The sequence below is a fragment of the Pedobacter sp. 05T44 genome (assembly GCF_056395985.1).
Genome location: NZ_JBFTKO010000019.1, coordinates 80,159 through 104,339 on the forward strand (window position 1 = coordinate 80,159; position 24,181 = coordinate 104,339).

The window sequence follows — 24,181 nt, forward strand, 5'->3', positions numbered from 1 at the left end:
TACGGTTTTGATATCTGGAAATAGCTGATAAAACGTTTTATCTGCTTTTGCAACAGTATGAACTTGAAACATTTAATAACACTAACTATAATTTAAACTAAAAACCCATGAACATTAAACTACTAATTGGTACGGGGGTATGTCTACTCTGTTCCATGAGTTTTCGAAGCTACTCTGCAACGGAGGGTTATCTGGAAACGAATAATTTAAGCCGGGCCTTATCTCAGCCAGATAGACAGGCTGTTGCGCGCAAAGTAATCATAACAGGGGTAGTCCTGGATGAAAAATCTCAACCTATACCCGGTGTTGGAGTTAAAACAGCATCAAATAAAGCTACAGTAACTGATGCTAACGGTAAATTCAGCATCGAAGCCGAAAGTGAGACGGAATTAATTACTTTCTCTTATTTAGGCTATGCAACGCAAAGTAAAGCTGCTGGAAATGGTACTGCGCCATTAACTATTAAAATGGCGCTTGATGAAGGTGTGAACCTTGATGATGTTGTTGTAGTAGGAGTAGGTTATGGAACATTAAAGCAAAAAGAGGTTACTTCATCTGTAGCTCACGTAGGTAGAGAAGATTTCAGACAAAGTGGTTCAAGAAACCCACTAGATCTTATCCAAGGTAAAGTAGCCGGTCTTCAAATTTCCAGACCGGGCGGATCTAATCCGAATTCTGGTGTAAGCGTTCAGCTCAGGGGAGCAGTAACCTCTACGGGTAGCGGAACACCTTTATATGTAATTGATGGTATTCCTGGTGGTAATCCCGATCTATTGCAACAAGATGATATTGCTTCGGTAGACATCTTAAAAGACGGATCTGGTGCTGCAATATACGGTACCAGTGCCAATGCGGGTGTAATTCTAATTACCACCAAAAAAGGTAAATCAGGACCTGCCACATTTGATTACTCTTCATACTTTAGAAAAGAGTATATCCAAAACAGACCAGATTTCTTAACAGCTGATGAGTACAGACAGAAAATTGCTTCTGGAGAACTTAAACAACAAGATTTCGGCCATAGCACTGATTTTTTTGATGACTTGATCAATCACAACAATTTTTCTCAGAATCATAACCTGGCATTAACCGGTGGTTCGGATAAAACCAGCTATCGTGCCAGTGTAAATTACAGGAATCTTGATGGGATTGCCCGTGAAAACGGTCGCGAGGAATATGGACTGCGTTTAAATGTAAATCAAAAGGGACTAAACGACAAGTTAAATGTGCAGCTTAATTTAGCTACCAACATCAACAAAGCAAACATGTTAGGTGGTGGCGGTTGGGAAAGCGAGTCTACAAAAAACCCGACATTATCTAATTTTAATGACGATGGTAGTTACCGTTTTGACTTGACCAGTACCAATGAGTATGCGCGTTTAGCCCAGCAAACCTCGTACAGGAAACAACAAACGAGCTCTGCCGATGCAAAGGCAGATCTGGAAATTGTTAAGGGTTTGAAAGCTTCAATTTTCGGATCGGTGCAGCGCAACAGTTATACGGATGGGCAATACCGTTTAAAAGCCAGTGAAGATTCAATGGAAAACACAGATTTTCCAGGCGGCGGATATGCTTATAAAGGTGACTTTTTAGAGCAGAAATATGCCTTGGAGCCAACAATTCAATATGAAAATACTTTCGCTGATAAGCATAAAATAACTGCAATCGGTGGTTACAGCTATAGATATGAGATTCAGGAGGCATCTAGCCTTGAAAACAGAGGCTTTATTAATGATGCATTTCGGGAAGATAATATAGGTGCTGGTGCAGCTCTGGGGGTTGGAAAGGCAGGTATGTCCAGCTCAAAATCTGACAACACATTGATTGCTTTTTTTGGAAGAGTGAATTATGTATTCAATGACAAGTATATGGCGCAATTTATTTTACGTCATGAGGGTTCTTCGAAATTTGGTAGAAATAACAGATGGGGTAATTTCCCAGCAGTATCTCTTGGATGGAATATGTCTCAGGAAAATTTCATGAAGGATGTTAAGTTTATMAATTATCTGAAATTGAGAGCTGGTTATGGTATGACTGGTAATGCTCCTACAGAAAACAATGTTTCTAGAGTTATGCTTGGCGAAGGTGGCAAATATCTGTTCCCAGATGGTAGCTATTATGAAACCTATGGGCCGACCACCAACTATAATCCTGACTTGAAATGGGAATCAAAAAGAGAGTTAAATGTTGGTATTGATTTCACCATGTTCGACAATAAATTGACAGGATCATTGGATGTATTTAATCGCAAAACAAAAGACCTCCTTGACGTTTACAGATCTCCTCAGCCTCCATACGTAGTCAGAGAAATTTGGACTAACGTAGGGACATTTTCATCGAAAGGAATTGAGTTAGCATTAGGCTATAAAGCGATAACTACGGAAGATTTTTCTTGGAATACAAATATAACAGCAAGTACAACCAACAACGTAATGGACAGTTACTCCAACTCTCAATATGTTGTTAAGTTTATCCAAAAAGGAGATATACAGGGAGCAGGCGACTTAGGACAAGCTTTTACAACTTTTGAAGGTAAAGAAATCGGTGTATTCTATGGAAAAAGGTTCGCCGGTTTTACAGAAGATGGCAAGTGGTTATTTTATAATAGAAATGGTGAAAAGGTTAGAAATGATCAAATCAACAATTCAAGAAATGATTTAAATGCAACAGATCTTGCACCAATTGGAAATGCGGTACCAAAGTACTATGCCTCATGGGCGAACAATTTCAAATACAAAAACTTTGATTTAAGTATCTTCCTTAGAGGGAAATTCGACTTTGATATATTAAATACAACAGCTTTAAGCTATGGTAATAAATCAGCCTGGAGTGGAAACATCTTAAAAGATGCCTTTACCAAATACAGCCAGATCAACGATACGTACATGTATTCTGATTACTATGTAGAGAGCGGAAGCTTTGTGAAAGTTGACGAGATCACTTTAGGATACAACTTTAAGTTGAAATCTAAAGGCTTAAGGAACCTGAGGGTATACGTTACAGGCCAGAACTTGGCTACAATCACCGGTTATTCTGGTAATGATCCTGACTATGTATTGGATACAGGAATTGGTAATGAGGACAACGGTAGATTTTTAGGAATTGACACTAGGGGGCCTTATCCAAGTACACGTTCTTTCTTAGTAGGTCTAAATGTTGGATTTTAATTAATAAAAAAATGAAAAGTAAATCACTTATATATACTGCATTGGTCGGCGCATTGTGCTTAACAAACGCTTGTACCAAACTTGATGAAAATGCATATAACGTAATTGCTGCGGATGATTTCTATAACAATAAAACTGAAGTCATATCCGCTGTTTTAAGACCTTATACTCATGCCAACGCATGGGCTACCCCTTCCGGACAAGACGGCTGGTGGAGACTTGCAGAGCTATCCGGAGATCAGCTGGCATGGCCAACTAAAGGTCGCCATGGTGAAGATGGAGGCAAATGGAAAAGATTGCATTACCATACCTGGACAGTTGATGAAGGTGGAATTGACAATGCATGGGTATTGATGTATTGGGGTATGGGTCTTTGCAATAGCGCTATTACAAATATCGAGAATCGTGATATTGCAAAAATGGGTATCACACAAGCAGAGAAAGATGCTTATATTGCTGAATTGAAATTGCTTCGCGCATTCCACTATTTAAAACTAATGGACTTATTTGGTAACATCCCGATCTCGACAGTTATTCCAGAGGGTGCATCTGCAGATCTTCCAAATACTACAAACAGAGCAGAAGTATTTGCATTTATTGAAGGTGAGATTAAAGCAAATATAGAGAAAGCACCTAAGGCATCAAGAGCTACCCTCGGTCGTATGAATCAGGCAGCTGGTTATGCAATGTTGGCGGAGCTTTATTTGAATGCAGAGGCATGGATAGGCACTCCTAGATGGGATGATTGTATCGCAGCAACTGATAAAATAATCTCAGGAGAAGCGGGAGGACAAAATGGAACTATGGCTTTAGATCCAAACATTTCAGACCAGTTTAAAAGCACTAATGATCTGTCTAAAGAAGTGATCTTCTCAATTGCTTACGATTATAAAATTGCCAATTTTGCTACGGGCTTTCCATCGGAATTCTATCACTTTAAACAACAGGAAATCTATGGCGGTGGCCGTAATGGTAACGATGGTATTGTTGTAATTCCTGGCGTATACACCACCTACAAAGACGCTGACAAACGTAAATCTGATTGGTTGTTAATTGGTAAAATGGTTAAGTTTTCGGATGGAAAAACACCTGTTTTGGCTTCTGAAGAATACAAAGATCTGCAATTAGAATTTGTGGATAATATCCAGAAAAACAAAACTGGCTCTAAAGTCTCTAATATGAGTGAAGGTGAAGAGAACAGCGGTGTTCGTTTTAATAAATATAAATTAGGCAATCAATTTCCTGGACCAGGCGGAAAACCTGAAATTGATCCTAACTATAATAATACCGACTGGAACATCTACCGCTTAACCTGGATTTATTTTGCAAAAGCAGAAGCGATTATGCGTAAAAACGGAGGCGTTGCAACAGGGGAAGCTGTACAATTAGTCAACGATTGTAAAAAACGTGCATTCACTGAGGCTGACTGGGCTGCTAATGCATACACGACTTCAACACTTACAATGGATGAGTTATTAGCTGAACGCGGACGTGAGTTCATTTTTGAAGGTTTCAGAAGAGATGACTTAATCCGCTTTGGTAAATTTGCTTCAGGTTCATGGTGGGATCATACACCTAGTAATGCAAACAAGGCTTTGTATCCAATTCCACAGCAGCAGCGTAATTTAAATACTAAGCTTACTCAAAACCCAGGTTATAATTAAATAATAATTCCTTAGGATTTTCCTAAGTATCAAGAACGGGTGATTGTTAACAACAATCACCCGTTCTGTTTTTAAAAGTTATTTTATTTTCATATTATTGGGATACTAAATCGTTTTAAACCAAATATAAAACCCCCTTAGATAGGTAATAAGGGAGAACCACACAAACATGAAACTAAAAACTATTTTAATCGCATTTGTATTGCTGCTCAATGTTGCATTTGCGCAACAGCCAGATCTGGTGCAATACGTAAACACCCTGCAGGGTACCAATTCTAAACATGAACTTACAAGGGGTAATACATACCCTACAACAGCACTACCTTTTGGCATGCATACATGGACCCCACAAACGGGTAACAATGGAGACGGCTGGAAATACCAATATTTTAAGAAAACCATTCGCGGTTTTCAACAAGCCCATCAATGCAGTTCATGGACAAATGATTATTGCGTATTTTCTTTAATGCCGGTTACAGGAAAGCTAGTTGTAAATGAAAATGATCGCCAGACTGGTTTTGACCACAAGAATGAAATTGCTAAACCTAATTACTACAAGGTAAAACTCGATAATGATGTTGTAACTGAAATTGCCCCAACAGAAAGGGGAGCGCACCTGCGTTTTACTTTTCCTAAGAATGGTAAAAGTTACCTTGTTTTGGACGGATACACCGGTTTAAGTGAGGTAAAGATCTATCCTAAAGAAAAAAAGATCACAGGGTATGTTCATAACGGCCGTATAAGAGACAGCCTGAATAGCTATTTCGAAATCATTTTTGATAAACCGTTTGTAAAGTATGGTACCTGGGATAACACTAATAATGCAATATCAGAAGGTACATTAACAGCACAGGGTAAAGGGAAGGGTGCTTACATCGAGTTTAAACCTGGCGAAATGGTACAAGCGAAAACGGCGTCATCCTACATCAGTGAAGATCAGGCAAGCTTAACTTTAAAAAGAGAGTTAGGGAAGTTTAAAACCCTGGATCAAACAAAAGCTGCGGGCGCAAAAATATGGAATGACCATTTGGGTAAAATCCTTGTAGAAGGCGGATCGGAAGAGGATAAAGCTACATTCTATTCTTGCTATTTCAGAGCAAGCTTGTTTTCAAGACAATTCTTTGAATATGATAAAGATGGTAAACCTTATTATTTTAGTCCGTATGACGGTAAAGTGCACCAGGGATACATGTTTACTGACACTGGTTTCTGGGATACCTTCCGTGCCCAGTTTCCACTAAATACTATTATGCAGCCTACAATGCATGGCCGTTATATGCAGGCAATGTTGGATGCGCAGGAGCAATGCGGATGGCTTCCATCCTGGTCATTCCCTGGAGAGGGGGGAAGTATGATTGGTAATCACGCCATTTCTTTATTGGCTGATGCCTGGGCAAAAGGGATCAGAACATTTAATCCGGAACAAGCGCTAAAAGCATATCTTCATGAGGCAACCAATAAAGGTCCATGGGGCCCCGCCAATGGCCGCCATGGTTGGAAGGAATATTACGAACTGGGTTACGTCCCATATCCCGAATACAGAGAGGCCACAGCAAAAACGCTGGAATATGCTTACGATGATTTTTGTGGCTATAATCTGGCAAAAATGACCAATAACGATTTCTATGCTGATGTATTTAGCAGACAGATGTATAACTATAAAAATGTTTACGATCCAGGTACCCGCTTTATGCGCGGTAAACAAAAGGATGGCAAATGGGTGCCTAATTTTGACCCCATCGAATGGGGTGGTCCGTTTACAGAAGGCAACGCATGGCACTATCAGTGGTCGGTATTTCAAGACGTTCAAGGGCTAATCAATCTGATGAAAGGCGAACAGAATTTCACTGCTAAATTGGATTCTGTATTTACTGAACCCAATAAAGTTAAGGTAGGTACTTATGGTGGCTTAATCCACGAAATGACAGAGATGGTGATGGCCAATCTGGGCCAGTATGCACATGGTAATCAGCCAATACAGCATATGATTTACCTATATAATTATGCAGGTGAACCATGGAAAGCACAATTCCATGCACGAGATGTAATGTATAAACTTTATAATTCTACAGAAAATGGATATCCTGGCGATGAAGATCAGGGCCAAACTTCTTCATGGTATGTATTAAGTGCAATCGGTTTTTATAGCGTTTGTCCGGGTACAGATCAATATGTTATTGGCAGTCCAATGTTCAAAAAAATTACAATTAGTCTGGAAAATGGCAAGAAATTTATCATAGAGGGAAACAACAATAACAAAGAAAACTTTTACATTAGTGCAGCCGCGCTGAATGGAAAAATATATACCAAAAACTATATCACACATAGTGACATTACCAATGGGGGTATATTGAAATTTGAAATGAGTAATAAACCAAATCTGCAAAGAGGCCTTTCTGGTGATGATAAGCCTTTTTCTTTATCAAAATAAAACATGAAACGAAGAATCTTTTTACAAAACACCGGGTTATTGGCAGCCGGACTTATGGTAGACAAAGTATCATTTGCTGCAGCACCAGATTTTCCTGTTGTCAGAGTACCTGAATCAAAAAGACACTTTCAAAGTAAAGCTGTAGAAAGTGCAATAGCTGAATTCAAAAAGAATGTCAAAAACAAGGAATTAGGATGGTTATTTGAAAACTGCTTTCCTAATACTTTAGATACTACGGTAACTTATACAGAACAAAATGGTAAGCCTGATACTTATGTTATCACTGGTGATATTGATGCTATGTGGCTGCGCGATAGTACAGCTCAGGTAACACCTTACTTATCGCTTGTAAAGGATGATAAAAAACTGCACGATATGATTGCGGGTGTAATTAACCATCAGGTAAAATGTATTCATAAAGATCCCTATGCAAATGCATTTTATGGCGATGAAACGAAAGAAGGGGAGTGGAAAACCGATATTACCGACATGAAACCGGGTATTCATGAGCGCAAATGGGAAATTGATTCATTATGTTACCCAATCCGTTTAAGTTATCAATATTGGACGTTAACTAAAGATACAGCACCGTTTGATACAGCCTGGAGAGATGCAATTGCTTTAATTGTGAAGACTTTTAAAGAACAGCAAAGAAAAGACGGTCTGGGACCATATCATTTTCAACGCAAAACATCCTGGGCTACTGACGGCGTACCATTAAGTGGTTACGGATATCCAGTAAAACCAGTTGGGTTAATCTGTTCTTCTTTCCGTCCTAGTGACGATGCAACTATATATAACTTCCTTGTTCCTTCTAATTTCTTTGCGGTTATCAGTTTAAAACAAGCAGCAGAAATATTGAAGGCAGTAAATAAAGATACTGCTCTGGCAAATGAATGTATTGCCTTGGCAACTGAAGTTGAAAATGCATTGCAGAAATATGCGATTGTAACACACCCTGAATTTGGTAAGGTATATGCATTTGAGGTAAATGGATATGGCAGTTTCAATATTATGGACGATGCTAACGTACCTAGTTTACTGGCACTTCCTTATTTAGGTGCGGTAAAACCTAATGATCCCGTATACATCAATACACGCAAACTAATTCTTTCATTAGAAAACCCTTTCTATTTTGAGGGTAAGGCCGGAAAAGGAATTGGAAGCCCACATACGGGATTAGATAAGATCTGGCCAATCAGTGTTGTAATGAGAGGATTAACGAGCAACAATGATGCAGAAATTAAGCAATGTTTGCAAACATTGCAAAGCGGTCATGGTGGTACGGGATTTATGCACGAATCTTTTAATAAAAACGATGCTAAAGATTTTACCAGATCTTGGTTTGCATGGTCGAACACAATTTTTGGCGAGCTGCTTTGGAAAATTTACAAAGAAAAACCTCACCTTTTGGTGTAAATAATGGTCTAAGTAAAAGGGAGTTGTTTTTTCTTAAACAACTCCCTTTTCAATTATACCTAAAGCAGTAGTTTTGATTAGGCGAAATCGCAATTTTCCACTACAAGAGTTGCGGCACCTAAAAGTTCAGATTGTGATGCAAGATTCGAAACTTTTATTTCTGTATGGTCAGCTAATCTGGGGATGCAGAATTCATTTATAGCTTGTTGTATTGGAGCCATTAAAAATTTACCAGCTGCCGCACCCCGACCACTTAAAACTATAAGTTCCGGATTCATAATGTGAATAAGTGTAGCAATCCCCTTTCCTATTAAAAAAGCAGCATCAGAAAGTATAGAGAGTGCTAAAGGATCACCCGCTCTTGCCGCATCCAGAAAATGATCTCCTTGTAACCTCGATTCATCTTTAAATAAATTTTCCATACTGGAACTTATACCATTTGCCATTTCAGATCGTGCCCTTTCAACCAGAACCAATAAAGAGGTATCTACCTCTAAACAGCCTCTTTTGCCGCATGAGCATAATTTGTTACTTTGAGATAAAGGTATGTGGCTAAATTCACCCGCATAACCATTGTGTCCTTTAAAAAGATTTCCATTAATGATCATTCCAAGGCCTATTCCCCAGCCAATATTTATAACCATAATGTCATCGTAGCCTTTCCCAATCCCAAATTTCAATTCCGCGAAGGCAATCAAGCTAGAGTCATTTTCAATAAATACCGGTAAACCAATTGATTTCTTTAGATAATCCTTTAAGCTTTTTTCGTCTGTGGATTTAAGAAAAGTATGATTAACTCCCTGTTCTGCATTCACAAACCCAGGCATTCCAATCCCAACTCCAAGGAGCTGTTCTGAAGGAATTCCAGAAAGTGCTATGTTTGATTTGATGAACTGGACTAATTTGGTTAATGCATCAGTATCTTCCACCAAGTTGAGTGGGAGTGTATAAGTTATATTTTGAGGTTTGTTTAGCAAATCATAAATAACCATGCGTGTTACCAGCTGATCCATAGCCACAGCGATGATATACATTTGTTTTTGCGGATTCAATGAAAAAGTCAAGGGCCTGCGACCACCACTTGAGGGGGCAAGGCCGTGTTCTAGAACATAACCATCTCTTACCAAATCATTCACTGCGCTGGTAATTAGAGGTAAGCTCTTATGACTAAGAGAGCTTAGTTCAGTTAAGGTGAGCATCTTGCTGTAATACAGCTGTTTGATCACTTCTTTTCTTAAGATGTGGTATTTTCTAATTGTTGCAGTCATGATACATGTTTTCCAGAGGCCGGTAGAGCCAAGAGTATGCCAGTTAAAATATTAATGCGCATAAGACTAAGGATAGCCGTTTAATTTATTATTGGGTTATTATTGTTCATAAGTGAACACGCATCGTGCAATTTGGGACAGCTCAATCGTTCCAGCACTTTGCGTTGTCTAAAATAATGAAAATTATTATCTCCAAGGATAATTGTTAGTATATTTATCGCATCCACCAATTAGGGGGCCTAACCAGTTCAATTTACTGTATGATCCACTTTACAAGACGAGCCTTTTTTAACGGAGCTGCGGGCTTACATCGGGCCTCCTACTCACCACCGATACTCTACTCGGGCGGGGTGATATGGTTATTCCATTAAAATAGGTATCTTTAGAATCTTATTAGCGCCTAATAGTGAACGATTTATCTATATTTAACTGGTCCCTCAAAAGAACGTTGCTGAACGTCTCGGATCCTATTGAAAGAGCCAAAATAACGGTATTATTCATTGTTTTTCTGTTAAATTTCCCAAAACTTGCACTATCAGTTACCGATCATTTAATTAGTCATAGCTACGATAAACTTATTGGCGATTCAATTTCATTTCTCGTCTCAATTGTGGTAATTAAACTATTACTCTCCAGACCAGATATTGTAAAAATATTAATACACGTTGCGTTAATAGCAATTACCAGCTATGTCATGAGGCATTTATTTTTTCATAAAATAAGCATTCCAATAATGCAGCATATTTTTATGGCAATGACCTTTAGCTTTTATGGACTTGGTCGCCGGTGGGGTATCCTTTACTGTTCAATATTTACCGTATCGATGTGTTTAGCACTTATTAATCGTGGAAGCGACTTTACGGTTCTTAATAGTCAATATGATAATCATACCATTGCCATACTCATAATAGGAATTAATTTCATTGCCATAGCAGCATCTCACTACTACTTTTATACCGTCCTCTATGGTACACTAAATGAGAAAAAGATACTTAATGAAGAACTACAGCTTACTGTTAAGTCTAAAACAGATTTTCTTTCAACGATGTCACATGAGCTAAGAACGCCCCTGAATTCTGTGATTGGAATGTCAAACGTTTTACTAAATGATAAACCAAATAAAGAGCAAAAAGAAAATCTGGATGTGCTTAAGTTCTCTGCCGAGAGTTTGCTGTCGTTGATAAACAATATTTTAGATTTTAATAAAATAGACTCAGGGAAAATAGAATTGGAATCGATTCCTTTTGATATCTCAACTCTGATTCGAAATGCCTGCGCAGGGTTCGGAGCAAAGGCTGGAGAAAAGAGATTAAATTATCATGTTCAAATAGATACCCAAATTGGAAAGCAACAAGTAATTGGGGACCCAACAAGGCTTGTCCAGATTATCTTTAATCTAGTAAGTAATGCCATTAAGTTTACCCAAAAGGGGATGGTGGAGGTACGTGCCATAATAAGAAGGAAAAATCAGGATGGTATTGTTATTAGGTTTTCAGTTAAAGATACAGGTATGGGCATCAGTCCTGAAAAGCAAAAAATAATTTTCGAACCTTTCTTACAGGCATCAAAAAGTATTACCAGAAATTTTGGAGGTACAGGATTAGGCCTTTCCATTGTAAAGCATTTGTTAGAGCAAATGGGTAGTAAAATAATGATAGATAGTGAGGTGGGTAAAGGAACCCGCTTTTATTTTGATATTAAATATGCAACAACGGAGCTAACTACTACTACAGTTAAAGAAATTAAGCAAAAAGAGGTAAATATTGATCAGCTAAAAATCCTTCTCGCCGAGGATAATGCAATGAATATCTTGTTCATGAAAAAGCTGTTGTCCACCTGGAATGCTCAAATTGTAATCGCTGAAAATGGTGAAGAGGCATTTAGATTAGCTAATGAAAACTATTTCGATGTAATCCTAATGGATTTAAATATGCCTGTGATGGATGGGTATAATGCAACTAAAATGATTAGAGAAATTGCTGATTCCACTAAATCAAATGTTCATATCATTGCACTTACAGCCTCAGCCTCCGATGAGGTAAGAGAGAAAATAGAAGAGTGCAAAATGGATGATTACTTAAGCAAGCCATTTCAGCCCGAGGAATTAAAAGTGAAGTTGCAAATTGTTCAGGAACGTATAGCAAACTTTAATTCCTTATAATAGTCTAATTTCTGCCCTTTTATCTTCATTTCACTTTTTCAACTGTTTTTATCAGTTTTTCCAGAAGCTTAAATATTCCATCTAAAGCATTCTCAGTTGAAGAGTTGGCCATAATGATATAAGCTACATTTTTATCCTTGTTAATCAAAGTATAACAGTAAAATGTACCCGCAGAACCCGCGTGTTCAGATGAATGCTTGTCGGGTTTATTTACATTAAGCCATCCTATAGCATAATCCTTTAATCCATAATGCAGGTAATTATAAGTCTCTGACTTTAAAAGATTATTCTTACCCCTTAATCCCGACAAGTTTAGCTGAACAAATTTAATATAATCGCTGATAGGCATACTGATGTCTCCAGCTGGTTCAATAAGATTTAAATTGTAATCTGTATGAGGAGATAGGGGAGTTAACTTGTTGTTCTCAATCCAATGCCCCCAAGGCTGATTTACATCAGTTCTGTTAGGCCATCCCAATTTATAGTTTAAATGAAGTTTTTTTGAAAGGACTTCATCTAGTAGCCGTTCCCATGTTTTTCCGCTAGCTTTTTCAAGCATGGCAGTGGCAACACTGTAGCCAGCATTAGAATAATTATAGGTTTCATTATTTTTTTCCAGCGCGTCATTATTGATCAGGTATTTTACAAACATTTTACGCTGCTCATCTTTGGTGCCGGTAAATTTGGGTAACGATTGAAACTCTGTCCCGCTGTTATAGGGTTTAATGAACGCTCTGTGCGATAATAAGTCGAGCAACGTGATTTCATAAAATGCAGGGTTAGCATCTTTTTTCCATTCCGGGAATAAAGTGAAAAACTTTGTGGCCCAGCTAATCTTTTTGTTTTCTACCAGATAACCCGCAATAAAACCTGTTATTGCTTTTGTATTTGACCCCAAATGAAAATAATCATCAGTGTTGGCTTTTGTTTCATTATTTTGAACATCAGATCTTCTAAAGCCCAATACGTTTTTCACTAGTACGCTGTCGGCCGTAAAAGCAGCGTAACTTAGCTCGGGTATTTCATTTTTAACCCTTATACTATCAGCAAAATGAGCTAAATCCTGCCCCCTTGACGGGGAAAATAGAAAAAGAAGAATAAAAACTGATAAGATTTGCTTCATTACAGTTCGCTTACTCCGCCAGATCCAATCACGGTTTTTTCTATTGTAGGATTTCCACTGTAATAAACATTACCAGAACCACTAATAAATGCTTTAATGGTGCCATCCGTTTTAATGCTAACAGTACCTGATCCACTAATCCTTGTTGATAGTCTATTGGTTACTAGGGTTTTCCCATTTAAATTTCCTGATCCACTGATGGTAATTTGTGCTGCATCTGTTTTACCGCTTATGTTTAGGTTGCCAGAACCGCTGATGACGCCCGTTAGCTTATCTACATCAATATTGGCTTTTATGCTGCCAGAACCACTTAACGTGGATGTAAATTCTCCACTGGTTAATGCGCCTGATACAATTATGCTTCCATTWCCGCTCATGGTTAAACTTGTGATGTCTTTTGCCGTTACATATGCAGTAATTGTTTTACCTTCATATTTTTTTGCCCAGCTTGTCCAGCTGTTCTTTGGGCGAATTACCAGGATGTTGCCCTTAACTTCACTTATTAATGTAGAAATTGCCTCTGCATCCCCCTCAAATTTTAAGCTTTCGGTACTGCCCATTTTAATCACCACATTAATAGGCCCACCTGCGGCAACACCGGTAAAGTTTTTTACATTTCTTTCGTCAAAAGAAGAGGCATCTATCTTAGCAAAAGGAGGGAAGACTGAATTATTATTTTTAGAAATTGCATTGGACCCAATGGTACAAAATAAGGCGGCAAATAGAAATGTCTTCTTCATCTTTATCTTTTTAAATTTTATATGTCTAATAAACGAATTAATGTCTAAAACCTTGTGTAAAGAGCTAGTTGAATTACGTTGTTCATTGTAGAGGAGTTTAGCCCCTTAGAAGTTTGATTAAGATAGCCAGCTTCAATATCCACCTTTTTACTTAATCTATATCCCGCTGCGGCGTAGGCACGATTTTGATCAAATACATGGCCGTTTAGTTCGTCTTTATTTTGAAGGTTTAGAAACACCTCATTTTGTAAGGCTACAAATGGTCCTTTTTCAAAATCCTGTTGACCTTTTTTTAGTGGCACAATAAATCTTAAAAAATACCTGAAGCGTTGTGAAAAAAGATCATCTGTTCCGTTTCTTTCTATAAAACGTTGCTCTGTTCTAAACCTGTGACTGGTAAGAATTTTGCTGATTTTATGTTTATAAATATATTGCTGCCATATCCTATGCTCAGTCAACTTGTTATCATTGGTGCCGATTAACTGGGTGTGAGTTTCATTTAACAAATAACCTAATGTCACTTCATTTTTATTATTAATATAGTAGGTTAAGCCGGGCCTGAACATGAAATTTCTTAGCTGGTCCCAGTTGTCAGCCGTTCTTAGTTGAACATCAAGATGGGCACCCCATTTATTATTTATTTTAGTAGTGTTCATTAAGAATAACCAACCGCTGTTTTGTTGTATGGTTTGGGCAATACCGGCGGTGCAAAATAGGCTTAATGCAGCGAGTAGAAATAAGGAAAGGCGCATAAAAATATTGTTCTATTTGTGTGTGTTGCTAAAATAGGAACAAAATTTAATATTTATAAAAGCTTATTCTATTAGAGGCTGTTCTTTTAGTTTTCAAAACTATATCCAGACTCTGCTTATCTGATTTTAATTCATCTATTTCGTTATTTAATTTGTAAGGTTTCTAAAATTAATTACTTTTGCCCCACTCTGGTAGTTTTCGAACTATTATTAGCCAAGGGGGATTAGCTCAGCTGGCTAGAGCGCTTGCCTGGCAGGCAAGAGGTCAGCGGTTCGACTCCGCTATTCTCCACCCTTAGAAAGCCTTTCAGTTAATTCTGAGAGGCTTTTTTAATTTAAAGCGAAACCCGTATCAGACCAACTGTAAAGTTATAGACGGATAAGACCTAATGACAAGCTATAGCAGGACGAACTATGTTAAGGATTTTTTATGTGAGTAAGTCCAACCATAAATCCAGTCAAGCTGTATCACCTACTTTTCTGGTACTTTTATTACTTTTTTTCTACTCAGGGCTGGCGCTCTGACTGAAAAGCCTGAAACGCGGTACTGTAGTCTTTATGTAGTTTGAACAAACCGGCAACTACAACCGTGTCTTCCAATGCTAACGATGCTCACTGCCCAATATGCTGAGAAATGCCATGTGCAGCATCTCCTAAAACCCTGCCTTTATACCAATGGGAAAGTCTGGGCACGTCATAAATAGGGAAGGCAATAATCTCGTGACTGAACTTTTTTTACAAAACAGATTTTTGAGGTTTATTACTTGTTGCAGTCCTTTGCTACAATCTTTTATGAAAAATGTCTAATTTGCTTGGAGTGGTGTCCCGTGATCAGGTGGGAGAAAAACATAAAGATTGAAGAAATGTCATAGCACAATGCAAACATTTATAGCCTTAAATTCAACAAATGAGGCCACGTTCTTTTTTTTATTGAGCTAGTTTTGGCTTATTAATTTATCATATATGCAAAAAAAATACATTATCCTCTCTTATTTAATCGTACTGATAACATTGTTTTCGGATGCCAGGGCACAAATGACTTTAGAAAATCCAATTCTTCCAGGATTTTATCCAGATCCGGCAATATGTAAAGTCGGAACGGATTATTATATGGTCACCTCGACTTTTGTTTATTTTCCAGGGATTCCGGTATTTCATAGTAAGGATCTTAAAAGCTGGAAGCAAATTACCAGCGCAATCGATCGGCCGTCACAAATGGATTTTATGGGTCAGCAGGTTTCCAGAGGTTTGTTTGCACCAGCAATAAATTATTATAAAGGGATCTTTTATATTACCTGTACCAATATTGATAAGGGAGGCAATTTTATAATCACAGCTAAAAACCCAGCGGGGCCCTGGAGTGACCCAATTTACCTTAAAGAGGTGAGGGGGATTGACCCTTCTTTATATTTTGAAGATGACAAGGTCTTTATCATATACAACAGCGATCCCCCTGAATATAAGTCATTGTACAGCGGGCACAGAACGGTGAAGATCTACGAACTGGATCTTGCTACTTTGAAACCCCTGGGAAGTGAAAGAATCTTGGTAAATGGTGGCGTTGACATCAGTAAAAAACCAGTTTGGATCGAAGCCCCCCACATCTACAAAAGAAACGGATACTATTATTTAATGGCTGCGGAAGGCGGAACCAGTGTGAACCATTCAGAGGTAATTTTCAGGAGTAAAGATGTCCGGGGTCCTTTCATACCCTATGAAAAGAATCCTATTTTGACTCAAAGGCATCTGGATCCTAAGCGGAAAAATCCTATATCATCAGTTGGTCATGCAGATTTGGTAGAAGGACCAGATGGGAATACCTACGCTGTTTTTTTAGGCGTGCGTCCCTATGAAGGAGACTTTTATAATACTGGCCGGGAAACGTTTATAGCCCCTGTAAAATGGATAGCCGATTGGCCAATTATAAATCCAGACCATGAAGAAGTGCAATATGAATATAAAGTGAACTGGAAAGAAGATAAGCAAAACAATCAATTGCCGGTTACCGKAAACTTTAACTTTAGAGTTCCATTTAAAGATACCCTTAATACCGAGTTTTTATTTTTACGAACACACAATCCCTCATGGTATAATTTTAAAGAAAATAAAAATGCACTTACGATTAAGCTGCTTCCTCAGACAATTTTAGAAAAAGGAAATCCTGCTTTTATTGGAAGAAGACAGCAACACTTGTCAAGTTCGGCCTCAACCGAAATGAATTTTTCCACTAAACTGGCCAATGAAAAAGCTGGAATAGTGATTTTTCAAAATGAAAACCACTTCTACTTTATGTGCAAATCCCACGATAATGGTAAAGATGTAATTCAATTGTTCAAAGGTAATCCCACCACTGATAAAATGGATTTGTTAAAGCAGGTTGCCCTACCGTCTTTTCAAAAGACTGCATATTTTAAAGTGAATTCCGAACGCGATGTTTACTCGTTTTGGTATGCTTTGAAAGAAAATGAATGGAAACCCTTAGCCGATAAAATTGACGGTAAGTATTTAAGTACGGCCGTTGCAAAGGGCTTTGTTGGTGTATTATATGGTATGTATGCTACAGCTGATGGGCAAATCACCGACAATAAGGCCATCTATAAGTGGTTTGACTATAGCGGGAATGACAGTACCTTTAAAAAGTAGCTAATTGATTAGGAACCTTAAATATGGATTTATAAAAACAACTATGGCTTTATTTAAGCATCCATCGACAGAAAATGATTAGCCGTTTTCTGGTAGACTACAAAAACTCGCAGAGAGACCTCAATAGCCATTGGCACCTATTTTAAATCACATGAAAATATATAAATTAAAGACAGAGACACTGGCATTGGTCCTCCTTATTCTGGGAGTCTCGATAAGTTGCGGGACATTTGGTCAAAAGCCTTTGACTATTAAAGGACTTAGGGATTACTACAAAGATTACTTTCCTATCGGTGTTGCTGTGAGCCGCAAAACTCTATCGGGCGATGAAGCGAAACTTCTTTTACAAGAATTTAACAGCATCACCCCAGAGAATGCGATGAAAATGGAAGCCATACATCCTCATGAGGATTTTTATTTCTGGCGTGATGCAGATTCCATAGTCAACTTTGCTCAAAATCACGGGCTAAAGATTCGCGGACATAATTTATGCTGGCATGAGCAAGTTGCCGATTGGATGTTTAAGGACAAAGAGGGTCATCTTGTTACAAAGGATGTGCTCCTTAAGCGCCTTAAAGAGCACATCACTACAGTGGTGAAAAGATATAAGGGAAAGATTTACGCATGGGATGTTGTCAATGAAGCAATAGGCGATGCTGATGACGAGTTTATCAGAAATTCCCTGTGGTATAAGATATGTGGTGAAGAATATATAACAAAGGCATTTGAATATGCTCATGCTGCTGATCCGGATGCTTTACTTTTTTACAATGACTACAATACAGAGCGACCGGTTAAACGCGATAAAATTTATCGGCTGCTCAAAAAGCTGATTGCGCAAAAAGTTCCTATTCATGGGGTAGGGTTGCAAGCCCACTGGTCAATTTTTGAGCCATCTGAAAAAGAATTGCGTGAGGCAATTGAATTGTATTCATCTTTAGGTTTACAAATCCATTTTACAGAACTCGACATGTCAATTTATCCATGGGAAAAACATAAAAGACAAAAAAGGGAGGGAGAAACTGAGTATTTGACCCCAGAGCTGGAACAAAAACAAGCTGATCAGTACGCCAAAATTTTCCGAATCTTTAGGGAATACAAGAAGCACATTACCAGTGTGACGTTCTGGAATGTTTCAGACCGGTACAGTTGGCTTGACTATTATCCGGTACAGGGTAGGAAGAACTATCCCTTATTATTTGATCAGAAACTTCAACGAAAAAAAGCCTACGCTGAAGTTATAAACTTTAAATGATTCAATTTCCAGCGCACTATTTTAAACTTTTGTAGCCAAAAAAAAGACATTTGTTGCCATTGGATGTCTATATTGTTGTTACTTTCGTTAACGAAACCAAATATACCACTTGTAACCATTTCCGCTGAAGGATAAATATCAATCGGAATTATAGCGCTTAACAGTTATTTAATTTGGAGCGGATCCAAATTTATGCTGTCTGGTATACTTATTTAAATAAATTTAGGTAACCAAAGACCATGTTGAACCAGGCTATTTTTAAGAAATTTTGTTTTTGTTTCTTCTTTTTGCTTTTGACATTCTCAGCAGGATATGCACAACGGCAAAAAGTGAACTTTACTGCATTGAAAACAAAAGATGGACTCTCATCCAATATGGTCAATGCAATTTTAAAAGACCGATACGGATTGATGTGGTTTGCGACCGAGGACGGATTGAATAAATTTGATGGGACCAACTTCATTGTTTACAAATATAAGTCTGATGATTCCTCTGGAATACAAGCAAATGATGTCCGGGCATTGCATGAAGACAAATCAGGAAACCTATGGATCGGAAGTTCCGGAGGTTCCCTGAGTTTATATGACAGGAAGAAAAATTCCTTTATCACTTTTCCAGCAAATACACCTGAAGGCCTGAGTCACGACAATGTACGTGCAATTTATAGCGATTATAAGGGGAAAGTATGGGTCGCTAGTTATGGTGGTTTAGATGTTCTTGATCCAAAGACTAAAAAAGTTACGAAGTTAGCGATCAACCCCCGCCTCCGGCAACCAGTTCCTTCTATCGTGCTCAACTGTCTTTATGAAGACAGTAAACACAGAATGTGGATCGGATCTGACAATGGACTTTATTTATACGAAAGACAAAGTAACTCATTTAAATATTTTAAAAACGACACTTCGGATTCTTCAAGTCTAAGTGACAACTATGTGTCGTCGATTACAGAAGATCCCACCGGAAATTTATGGTTTGCCACAAAAAATGGCCTCAGCCGTCTACAACCAGACGGAAAAGGATTTAAAAACTTCAGACATAACAGCAAGGATGTAAATACATTAAGCAATAATATTGTGATGAGTCTAGCGGCGAACAGTACTGGTCAGCTTTGGGTTGGGACGGATGATGGTTTAAGTATTCTCGATATCAAAACTGGGATTTTTAAAAGGTACAATGCAGATTCCAGGGATATATACAGCCTTACCGGGAGGTCAATAAATTGCATTTATATAGACAATCAAGGTATTTACTGGCTGGGACCATACCGGGGAGGGGTCAATAAATACGATACCAATCTTAATCTTTTTCAATTAAAACAAAGTAATATTTTCAATTTGAAGGGATTAAATGCTTCTATCGTTACTTCATTTGCTGAATATAACAATGACGAGATTTTTGTTGGAACAGATGGTGGGGGACTTAATTTGTTCAATCGAAAAACCGAACTATTTAGAAGGTTTAATTTTCCTTTGTTAAACGGGGCTACCCTAAGCAATATTTCGATCATGAACATGGAAATAACCAGGTCTAAGCAATTGTATCTCGCAACCTATGCAAGTGGCCTGGTGATCATGGATTTAAAAACCGGAAAATTTCAGCAGATTACCCATCATGATCGTCCGGATGCACTGAATTCAAATGATATATTTTGTGTTAAGGAAGATCAGAAAGGCAAAATCTGGGTGGGCACGAACGGCGGGGGGGTTAATGTGATAGGTGCCGACCACGAAGTGCTGGTGAAATATTGTAATAATCCGAGAGCCATAAATGAGCACGATTATCCCGGAAATAACTTTATCAGGTTTATTGAAGAAGATAACAGTGGCCAGATCTGGATTGGCTCTTATGGCTCTGGAATTGCCGTATATAATCCTGACAGCAACAAATTTGTTGTTCATAATAAGGCAAATAGTAAGCTTCCCAATGACCTTACTTTGTCTGTAATGAAAGATCGCCTGGGGAATATCTGGGTTGGAACTTTTAGCGGTGGCCTGAGCTTATTTGATCGTAGTAAGAATCAATTTATCACTTTCTCTGAAAAGGATGGATTGAACAATGCAACTGTTTATGCAATAGTGGAGGATAAGCAGGGACGAATATGGGTCAGCACAAATAAAGGAATTAGCAGCTTTGACCGTAAAACGAATAAATTCACCAACTACACCATTTACAATGGTGTACAGAACAATAATTTTGTATTGGGAGCAGGCTTCATTTCTTCTGACGGGGATATTTATTTTGGAGGTGCCGATGGCTTTAATTATTTTAACCCCCAGTATTTTAAGAAAAATAAAAACGTGCCGTCAGTCCTTTTTACGGATCTGAAAGTAGCCAATGCCTCAGTTGTAGCCTCAGCAGATGGTCCGATTAGGGAGCATATTTCAGTTGTAAAGGATATTTATCTGGATTATAAGCAAAATTTTACCCTTAGCTATGTAAGTTTAAACTACACCGCGCCTGAGCAGAACAGATATTTGTACCGCTTAGAGGGTTTTGACAATGAATGGGTCGATGGGGGGACTTCTAAATCTGCTTCTTATACTAATCTTGATCCGGGTGAATATGTCTTTCATGTAAAAGCCAGTAATAACGATGGGCTTTGGAACGCTGGCGAAACCGCAATAAAAATACATGTACTGCCACCATTCTGGCGCACCGTGTATGCATATGTTTTGTACTTCTGCTTGGCTGTAGGCACTCTTCTTTATATCAGGCACAGGGGAATTCAAAAGCTCAAACTGAAATTTGCGGTGATTCAGGAAAAAATGAAAGCAGAGCAGCTAATTGAACAGGAACGCAAGGAGGCCGAACGCTTACGCGAATTAGATAAACTGAAGATCAAATTTCTCACCAACTTGAGTCATGAGTTCCGTACCCCGCTGTCGCTAATTATCGGGCCTATTGACAAACTGTTGACGGAAAAGAGAGCTGCTGAAATTGCCGACCCTTTAAATATGATCAAACGAAATACCCGACGCTTGCTCAATCTGGTTAATCAAATTCTGGATTTCCGGAAAATGGAAGACCAGGAATTAAGGTTAAACCTTTCTGATGGAGATATGGTTTCCTTTATCAAAGAAGTTTTGGAACCCTTTAATGACCTTAGTGAACGGAAGCAGATTCAGCTTTTATTTAAGAGCCGCTTCAATTGTATTTATACCTCTTTTGATCAGGATAAAATAGAACGTGTATTATTCAATCTCCTGTCTAATGCATTTAAATTTACTCCGGTTGGTGGTACAATATCCGTGGAATTAGAAAAAAACGATCCGCTCATCGGCACTGAATCTTGTCTTATGATCAGGGTTTCCGATACGGGTATTGGCATCTCTGGGGAAAATAAAGAAAGAATATTTGAACGGTTTTTTCAAATCGATACCACAGCCTCCATTTTGAATCAGGGAAGTGGCATTGGCTTGTCCATTGCCAAGGAATTTATTAAAATGCATGGCGGGAATATAGTTGTTGAAAGTGAACCTGGGCTTGGAAGCAGTTTTATCATTAACCTTCCTTTTTCAACAACGATGGCTGACGATGAACTGGAGTTGGATTTTTCGGGCCCAACGCGATCCGAAAACGGGCAGGAAGCCACCGGCGCTAAGCAAGAAATCCAAGTCAGTATCGAAATCCCTTCAATTTTATTGGTAGAGGACAACGAGGATTTTAGATTTTATCTTAAAGACGGTTTAAAGCCCTTTTATAGGATCTATGAGGCCAGTAACGGACAGGAAGGGTGGCAACAGGCTTTGGCACATCATCCTCAGGTTATCGTAAGTGACATCAATATGCCTTACATGAATGGAATTGAGTTGTGCTATAAAGTTAAGTCAGATAAAAGAACCAATCACATCCCGATCATATTGCTGACAGCCTTAACTGGCGAAGAAGAACAGATCAGAGGGCTGAAAACAGGTGCTAATGACTACTTGACCAAGCCATTTAATTTTGAAATTCTTAATGCTAAAATTAAGAATCTCCTGGCACTGAATAAGACACTCAAAGAAACTTATACCAAGCAGATCAAGGTTCAGGCACCCGAATTGATCATAGAATCGCATAGCGACAGGTTATTGAATAAGGTTGCCTTGTACATTGAAGAAAATCTGAATAATCCTAAACTTTCTGTTGAAGACCTTAGCAAACATGTTGGTATGAGCAGGGGATCCTTATACCACAAAATTTTGGAATTAACCGGACAATCTCCGGTGGAATACATCAGGTCTGTTAAGCTGGACAAGGCCACTGTGTTACTCGAAAAAAGTGATTTGAATGTTTCCCAAATTGCCTATATGGTGGGTTTTGCTACACCAAACTATTTTGCAAAGTCTTTTAAAGCCAAATTTAATATGCAGCCCTCTGAATATATCCATTTAAAGCGAAAAGCGGATGTTGGCTTGGTTGGAGAAGTTAAATCCTTGTAAACCTTAATTGTTTGATCCCGGTTTATTAACGCAGCCCGTATTTCTACCATAAATTTTATTGCTATAACATTTCTGCTACAATAATGTCCAAAACTTCCCTGTAAAAGAGCCTGCATGATATAGTTTTATGGTACGCTTAACCATGTGTCTTTGCTCATATGCACTGGGTTATAGAACAGGTAGGGCTGGTTTAACAACAATAACGATTATCATGATGAGAAGTAAAAATATTTCAGTGTTTGGTTCATCCACATTGAAAATAAAGAGAGCTGGTCTCTTTTTGATTATGTTTCTGCTAAGTTTAAATAAAAGCTACGCACAAGATAAGGATTTTCATATTTATCTGTGTTTTGGTCAATCTAATATGGAGGGGAATGCCAAATTCGAAGCTCAGGATACAATAAGCATAAGTAATCGTTTCAAAGTATTGCAAGCAGTGGACTGCCTTGATCTTAACAGAAGGAAGGGAAACTGGTATACCGCAATGCCCCCTTTAAGCAGGTGCAATACGGGTTTAACGCCAGCTGATTATTTTGGAAAAACGATGGTTTCTAATCTTCCCAAGAATATAAAAGTGGGAGTGATTAATGTTGCAGTTGGTGGGTGCAAAATTGAATTATTTGATAAGGAAGGGTACAAATCTTATAGCGCTACTGCTCCAGGGTGGATGATCGGAATGATCAATCAATATGGAGGGAATCCCTATGGGCGTTTAGTTGAGTTGGCAGAAATTGCCCAAAAACAAGGGGTAATAAAGGGGATTCTGTTACATCAGGGCGAGTCTAATACGGGTGACACATTATGGGTAGAGAAAGTTAAAGCTGTTTATGATAATTTGCTGAGAGATTTGAACCTCAAAGAAAACTCAATACCATTACTCGTCGGAGAAATGGTGCATGCTGATCAGGGGGGTATTTGTGCGGGTATGAATACCACGATTGGAAAATTGCCTCAGACCATTTTAAATTCATATGTCATCTCGTCAAAAGGATGTACGGCTGCTGCGGATAAATTACATTTTAACGCCGCTGGATATAGAGAGTTGGGTAAACGCTACGCTACCAAAATGCTGTCATTACTAGATGACAGTTCAAAAAATAGTAATTTAAAAATAGTTCATAGGAAATAAACCGCTAA

At 38.3% G+C, this 24,181-nt stretch carries 13 protein-coding genes and 1 tRNA gene; 10 read left to right on the forward strand and 4 right to left on the reverse strand.

Translation table 11 applies throughout. The annotated features are described in order from the left end of the window. Window positions 1-107 precede the first annotated feature (107 nt). The 4 genes from AC1DDK_RS22435 (at window position 108) to AC1DDK_RS22450 (ending at window position 8,681) form a co-directional block, all read left to right on the forward strand. Window positions 108-3,167 carry a SusC/RagA family TonB-linked outer membrane protein gene (locus AC1DDK_RS22435; protein ID WP_337717481.1) on the forward strand — a complete coding sequence of 1,020 codons (3,060 nt, stop codon included), beginning with the start codon at window positions 108-110 and terminating at the stop codon, window positions 3,165-3,167. Window positions 3,168-3,178: 11 nt separating this feature from the next. Beyond that, window positions 3,179-4,831: a RagB/SusD family nutrient uptake outer membrane protein gene (locus tag AC1DDK_RS22440; protein WP_337717483.1), complete on the forward strand. Its 1,653-nt coding sequence runs from the start codon at window positions 3,179-3,181 to the stop codon at window positions 4,829-4,831. A gap of 169 nt (window positions 4,832-5,000) precedes the next feature. Continuing rightward, on the forward strand, window positions 5,001-7,262 hold the full coding sequence (locus tag AC1DDK_RS22445; RefSeq protein WP_337717484.1) for a GH92 family glycosyl hydrolase: 2,262 nt from the start codon (window positions 5,001-5,003) through the stop codon (window positions 7,260-7,262). A gap of 3 nt (window positions 7,263-7,265) precedes the next feature. Beyond that, on the forward strand, window positions 7,266-8,681 hold the full coding sequence (locus tag AC1DDK_RS22450) for a glycoside hydrolase family 125 protein (protein ID WP_337717487.1): 1,416 nt from the start codon (window positions 7,266-7,268) through the stop codon (window positions 8,679-8,681). A gap of 77 nt (window positions 8,682-8,758) precedes the next feature. Here the strand turns inward: AC1DDK_RS22450 and AC1DDK_RS22455 are convergent, their stop codons facing one another. Then, entirely contained in the window at window positions 8,759-9,949 is a 1,191-nt protein-coding gene (locus AC1DDK_RS22455) for an ROK family protein (RefSeq protein ID WP_246269352.1), read from the reverse strand. A gap of 406 nt (window positions 9,950-10,355) precedes the next feature. On the opposite strand from AC1DDK_RS22455, the gene AC1DDK_RS22460 reads away from it, so the two are divergent. Continuing rightward, a complete protein-coding gene (locus AC1DDK_RS22460; RefSeq protein WP_337717489.1) occupies window positions 10,356-12,110 on the forward strand; it encodes an ATP-binding protein in 1,755 nt (584 codons plus the stop codon). 25 nt (window positions 12,111-12,135) lie between these two features. Here AC1DDK_RS22460 and AC1DDK_RS22465 read toward each other — a convergent pair whose 3' ends face one another. The 3 genes from AC1DDK_RS22465 to AC1DDK_RS22475 are packed head-to-tail and all read right to left on the reverse strand — an operon-like array spanning window position 12,136 to window position 14,725. Continuing rightward, a complete protein-coding gene (locus AC1DDK_RS22465; RefSeq protein ID WP_172659067.1) occupies window positions 12,136-13,233 on the reverse strand; it encodes a serine hydrolase domain-containing protein in 1,098 nt (365 codons plus the stop codon). Continuing rightward, the gene (locus tag AC1DDK_RS22470) at window positions 13,233-13,973 is read right to left on the reverse strand and encodes a head GIN domain-containing protein (protein WP_172659068.1); all 741 of its coding nucleotides are present in this window, start codon (window positions 13,971-13,973) and stop codon (window positions 13,233-13,235) included. Before AC1DDK_RS22470 ends, AC1DDK_RS22465 begins: the two co-directional genes overlap by 1 nt. Before the next feature lie 44 nt (window positions 13,974-14,017). Continuing rightward, window positions 14,018-14,725, reverse strand: coding sequence for a DUF2490 domain-containing protein (locus AC1DDK_RS22475; RefSeq protein WP_172659069.1), 708 nt, complete (start codon window positions 14,723-14,725; stop codon window positions 14,018-14,020). Window positions 14,726-14,943: 218 nt separating this feature from the next. Here AC1DDK_RS22475 and AC1DDK_RS22480 point away from each other — a divergent pair. The 5 genes from AC1DDK_RS22480 (at window position 14,944) to AC1DDK_RS22500 (ending at window position 24,173) form a co-directional block, all read left to right on the forward strand. Then, window positions 14,944-15,017, forward strand: a tRNA-Ala gene (locus AC1DDK_RS22480). Between the two features lie 671 nt (window positions 15,018-15,688). Further along, complete coding sequence (locus tag AC1DDK_RS22485) at window positions 15,689-17,368, forward strand: glycoside hydrolase family 43 protein (RefSeq protein WP_477634069.1); 1,680 nt, start codon at window positions 15,689-15,691, stop codon at window positions 17,366-17,368. A 151-nt stretch (window positions 17,369-17,519) separates the two neighbouring features. Then, window positions 17,520-18,623, forward strand: coding sequence for an endo-1,4-beta-xylanase (locus AC1DDK_RS22490; protein ID WP_172659103.1), 1,104 nt, complete (start codon window positions 17,520-17,522; stop codon window positions 18,621-18,623). Window positions 18,624-18,916: 293 nt separating this feature from the next. Then, window positions 18,917-23,044 (forward strand): hybrid sensor histidine kinase/response regulator transcription factor, encoded by a 4,128-nt coding sequence (locus AC1DDK_RS22495; protein WP_337717637.1) that lies wholly within the window; start codon window positions 18,917-18,919, stop codon window positions 23,042-23,044. Window positions 23,045-23,255: 211 nt separating this feature from the next. Then, entirely contained in the window at window positions 23,256-24,173 is a 918-nt protein-coding gene (locus AC1DDK_RS22500) for a sialate O-acetylesterase (protein WP_337717639.1), read from the forward strand. Window positions 24,174-24,181 lie beyond the last annotated feature (8 nt).

Excerpts from the sequence above, each read along its gene's own strand:
- AC1DDK_RS22450 (WP_337717487.1), top strand. The coding sequence starts at position 7,266 with ATGAAACGAAGAATCTTTTTACAAAACACCGGGTTATTGGCAGCCGGA.
- AC1DDK_RS22490 (WP_172659103.1), top strand. The coding sequence starts at position 17,520 with ATGAAAATATATAAATTAAAGACAGAGACACTGGCATTGGTCCTCCTT.
- AC1DDK_RS22475 (WP_172659069.1), bottom strand. The coding sequence starts at position 14,725 with ATGCGCCTTTCCTTATTTCTACTCGCTGCATTAAGCCTATTTTGCACC.
- AC1DDK_RS22455 (WP_246269352.1), bottom strand. The coding sequence starts at position 9,949 with ATGACTGCAACAATTAGAAAATACCACATCTTAAGAAAAGAAGTGATC.
- AC1DDK_RS22440 (WP_337717483.1), top strand. The coding sequence starts at position 3,179 with ATGAAAAGTAAATCACTTATATATACTGCATTGGTCGGCGCATTGTGC.
- AC1DDK_RS22500 (WP_337717639.1), top strand. The coding sequence starts at position 23,256 with ATGATGAGAAGTAAAAATATTTCAGTGTTTGGTTCATCCACATTGAAA.
- AC1DDK_RS22445 (WP_337717484.1), top strand. The coding sequence starts at position 5,001 with ATGAAACTAAAAACTATTTTAATCGCATTTGTATTGCTGCTCAATGTT.
- AC1DDK_RS22465 (WP_172659067.1), bottom strand. The coding sequence starts at position 13,233 with ATGAAGCAAATCTTATCAGTTTTTATTCTTCTTTTTCTATTTTCCCCG.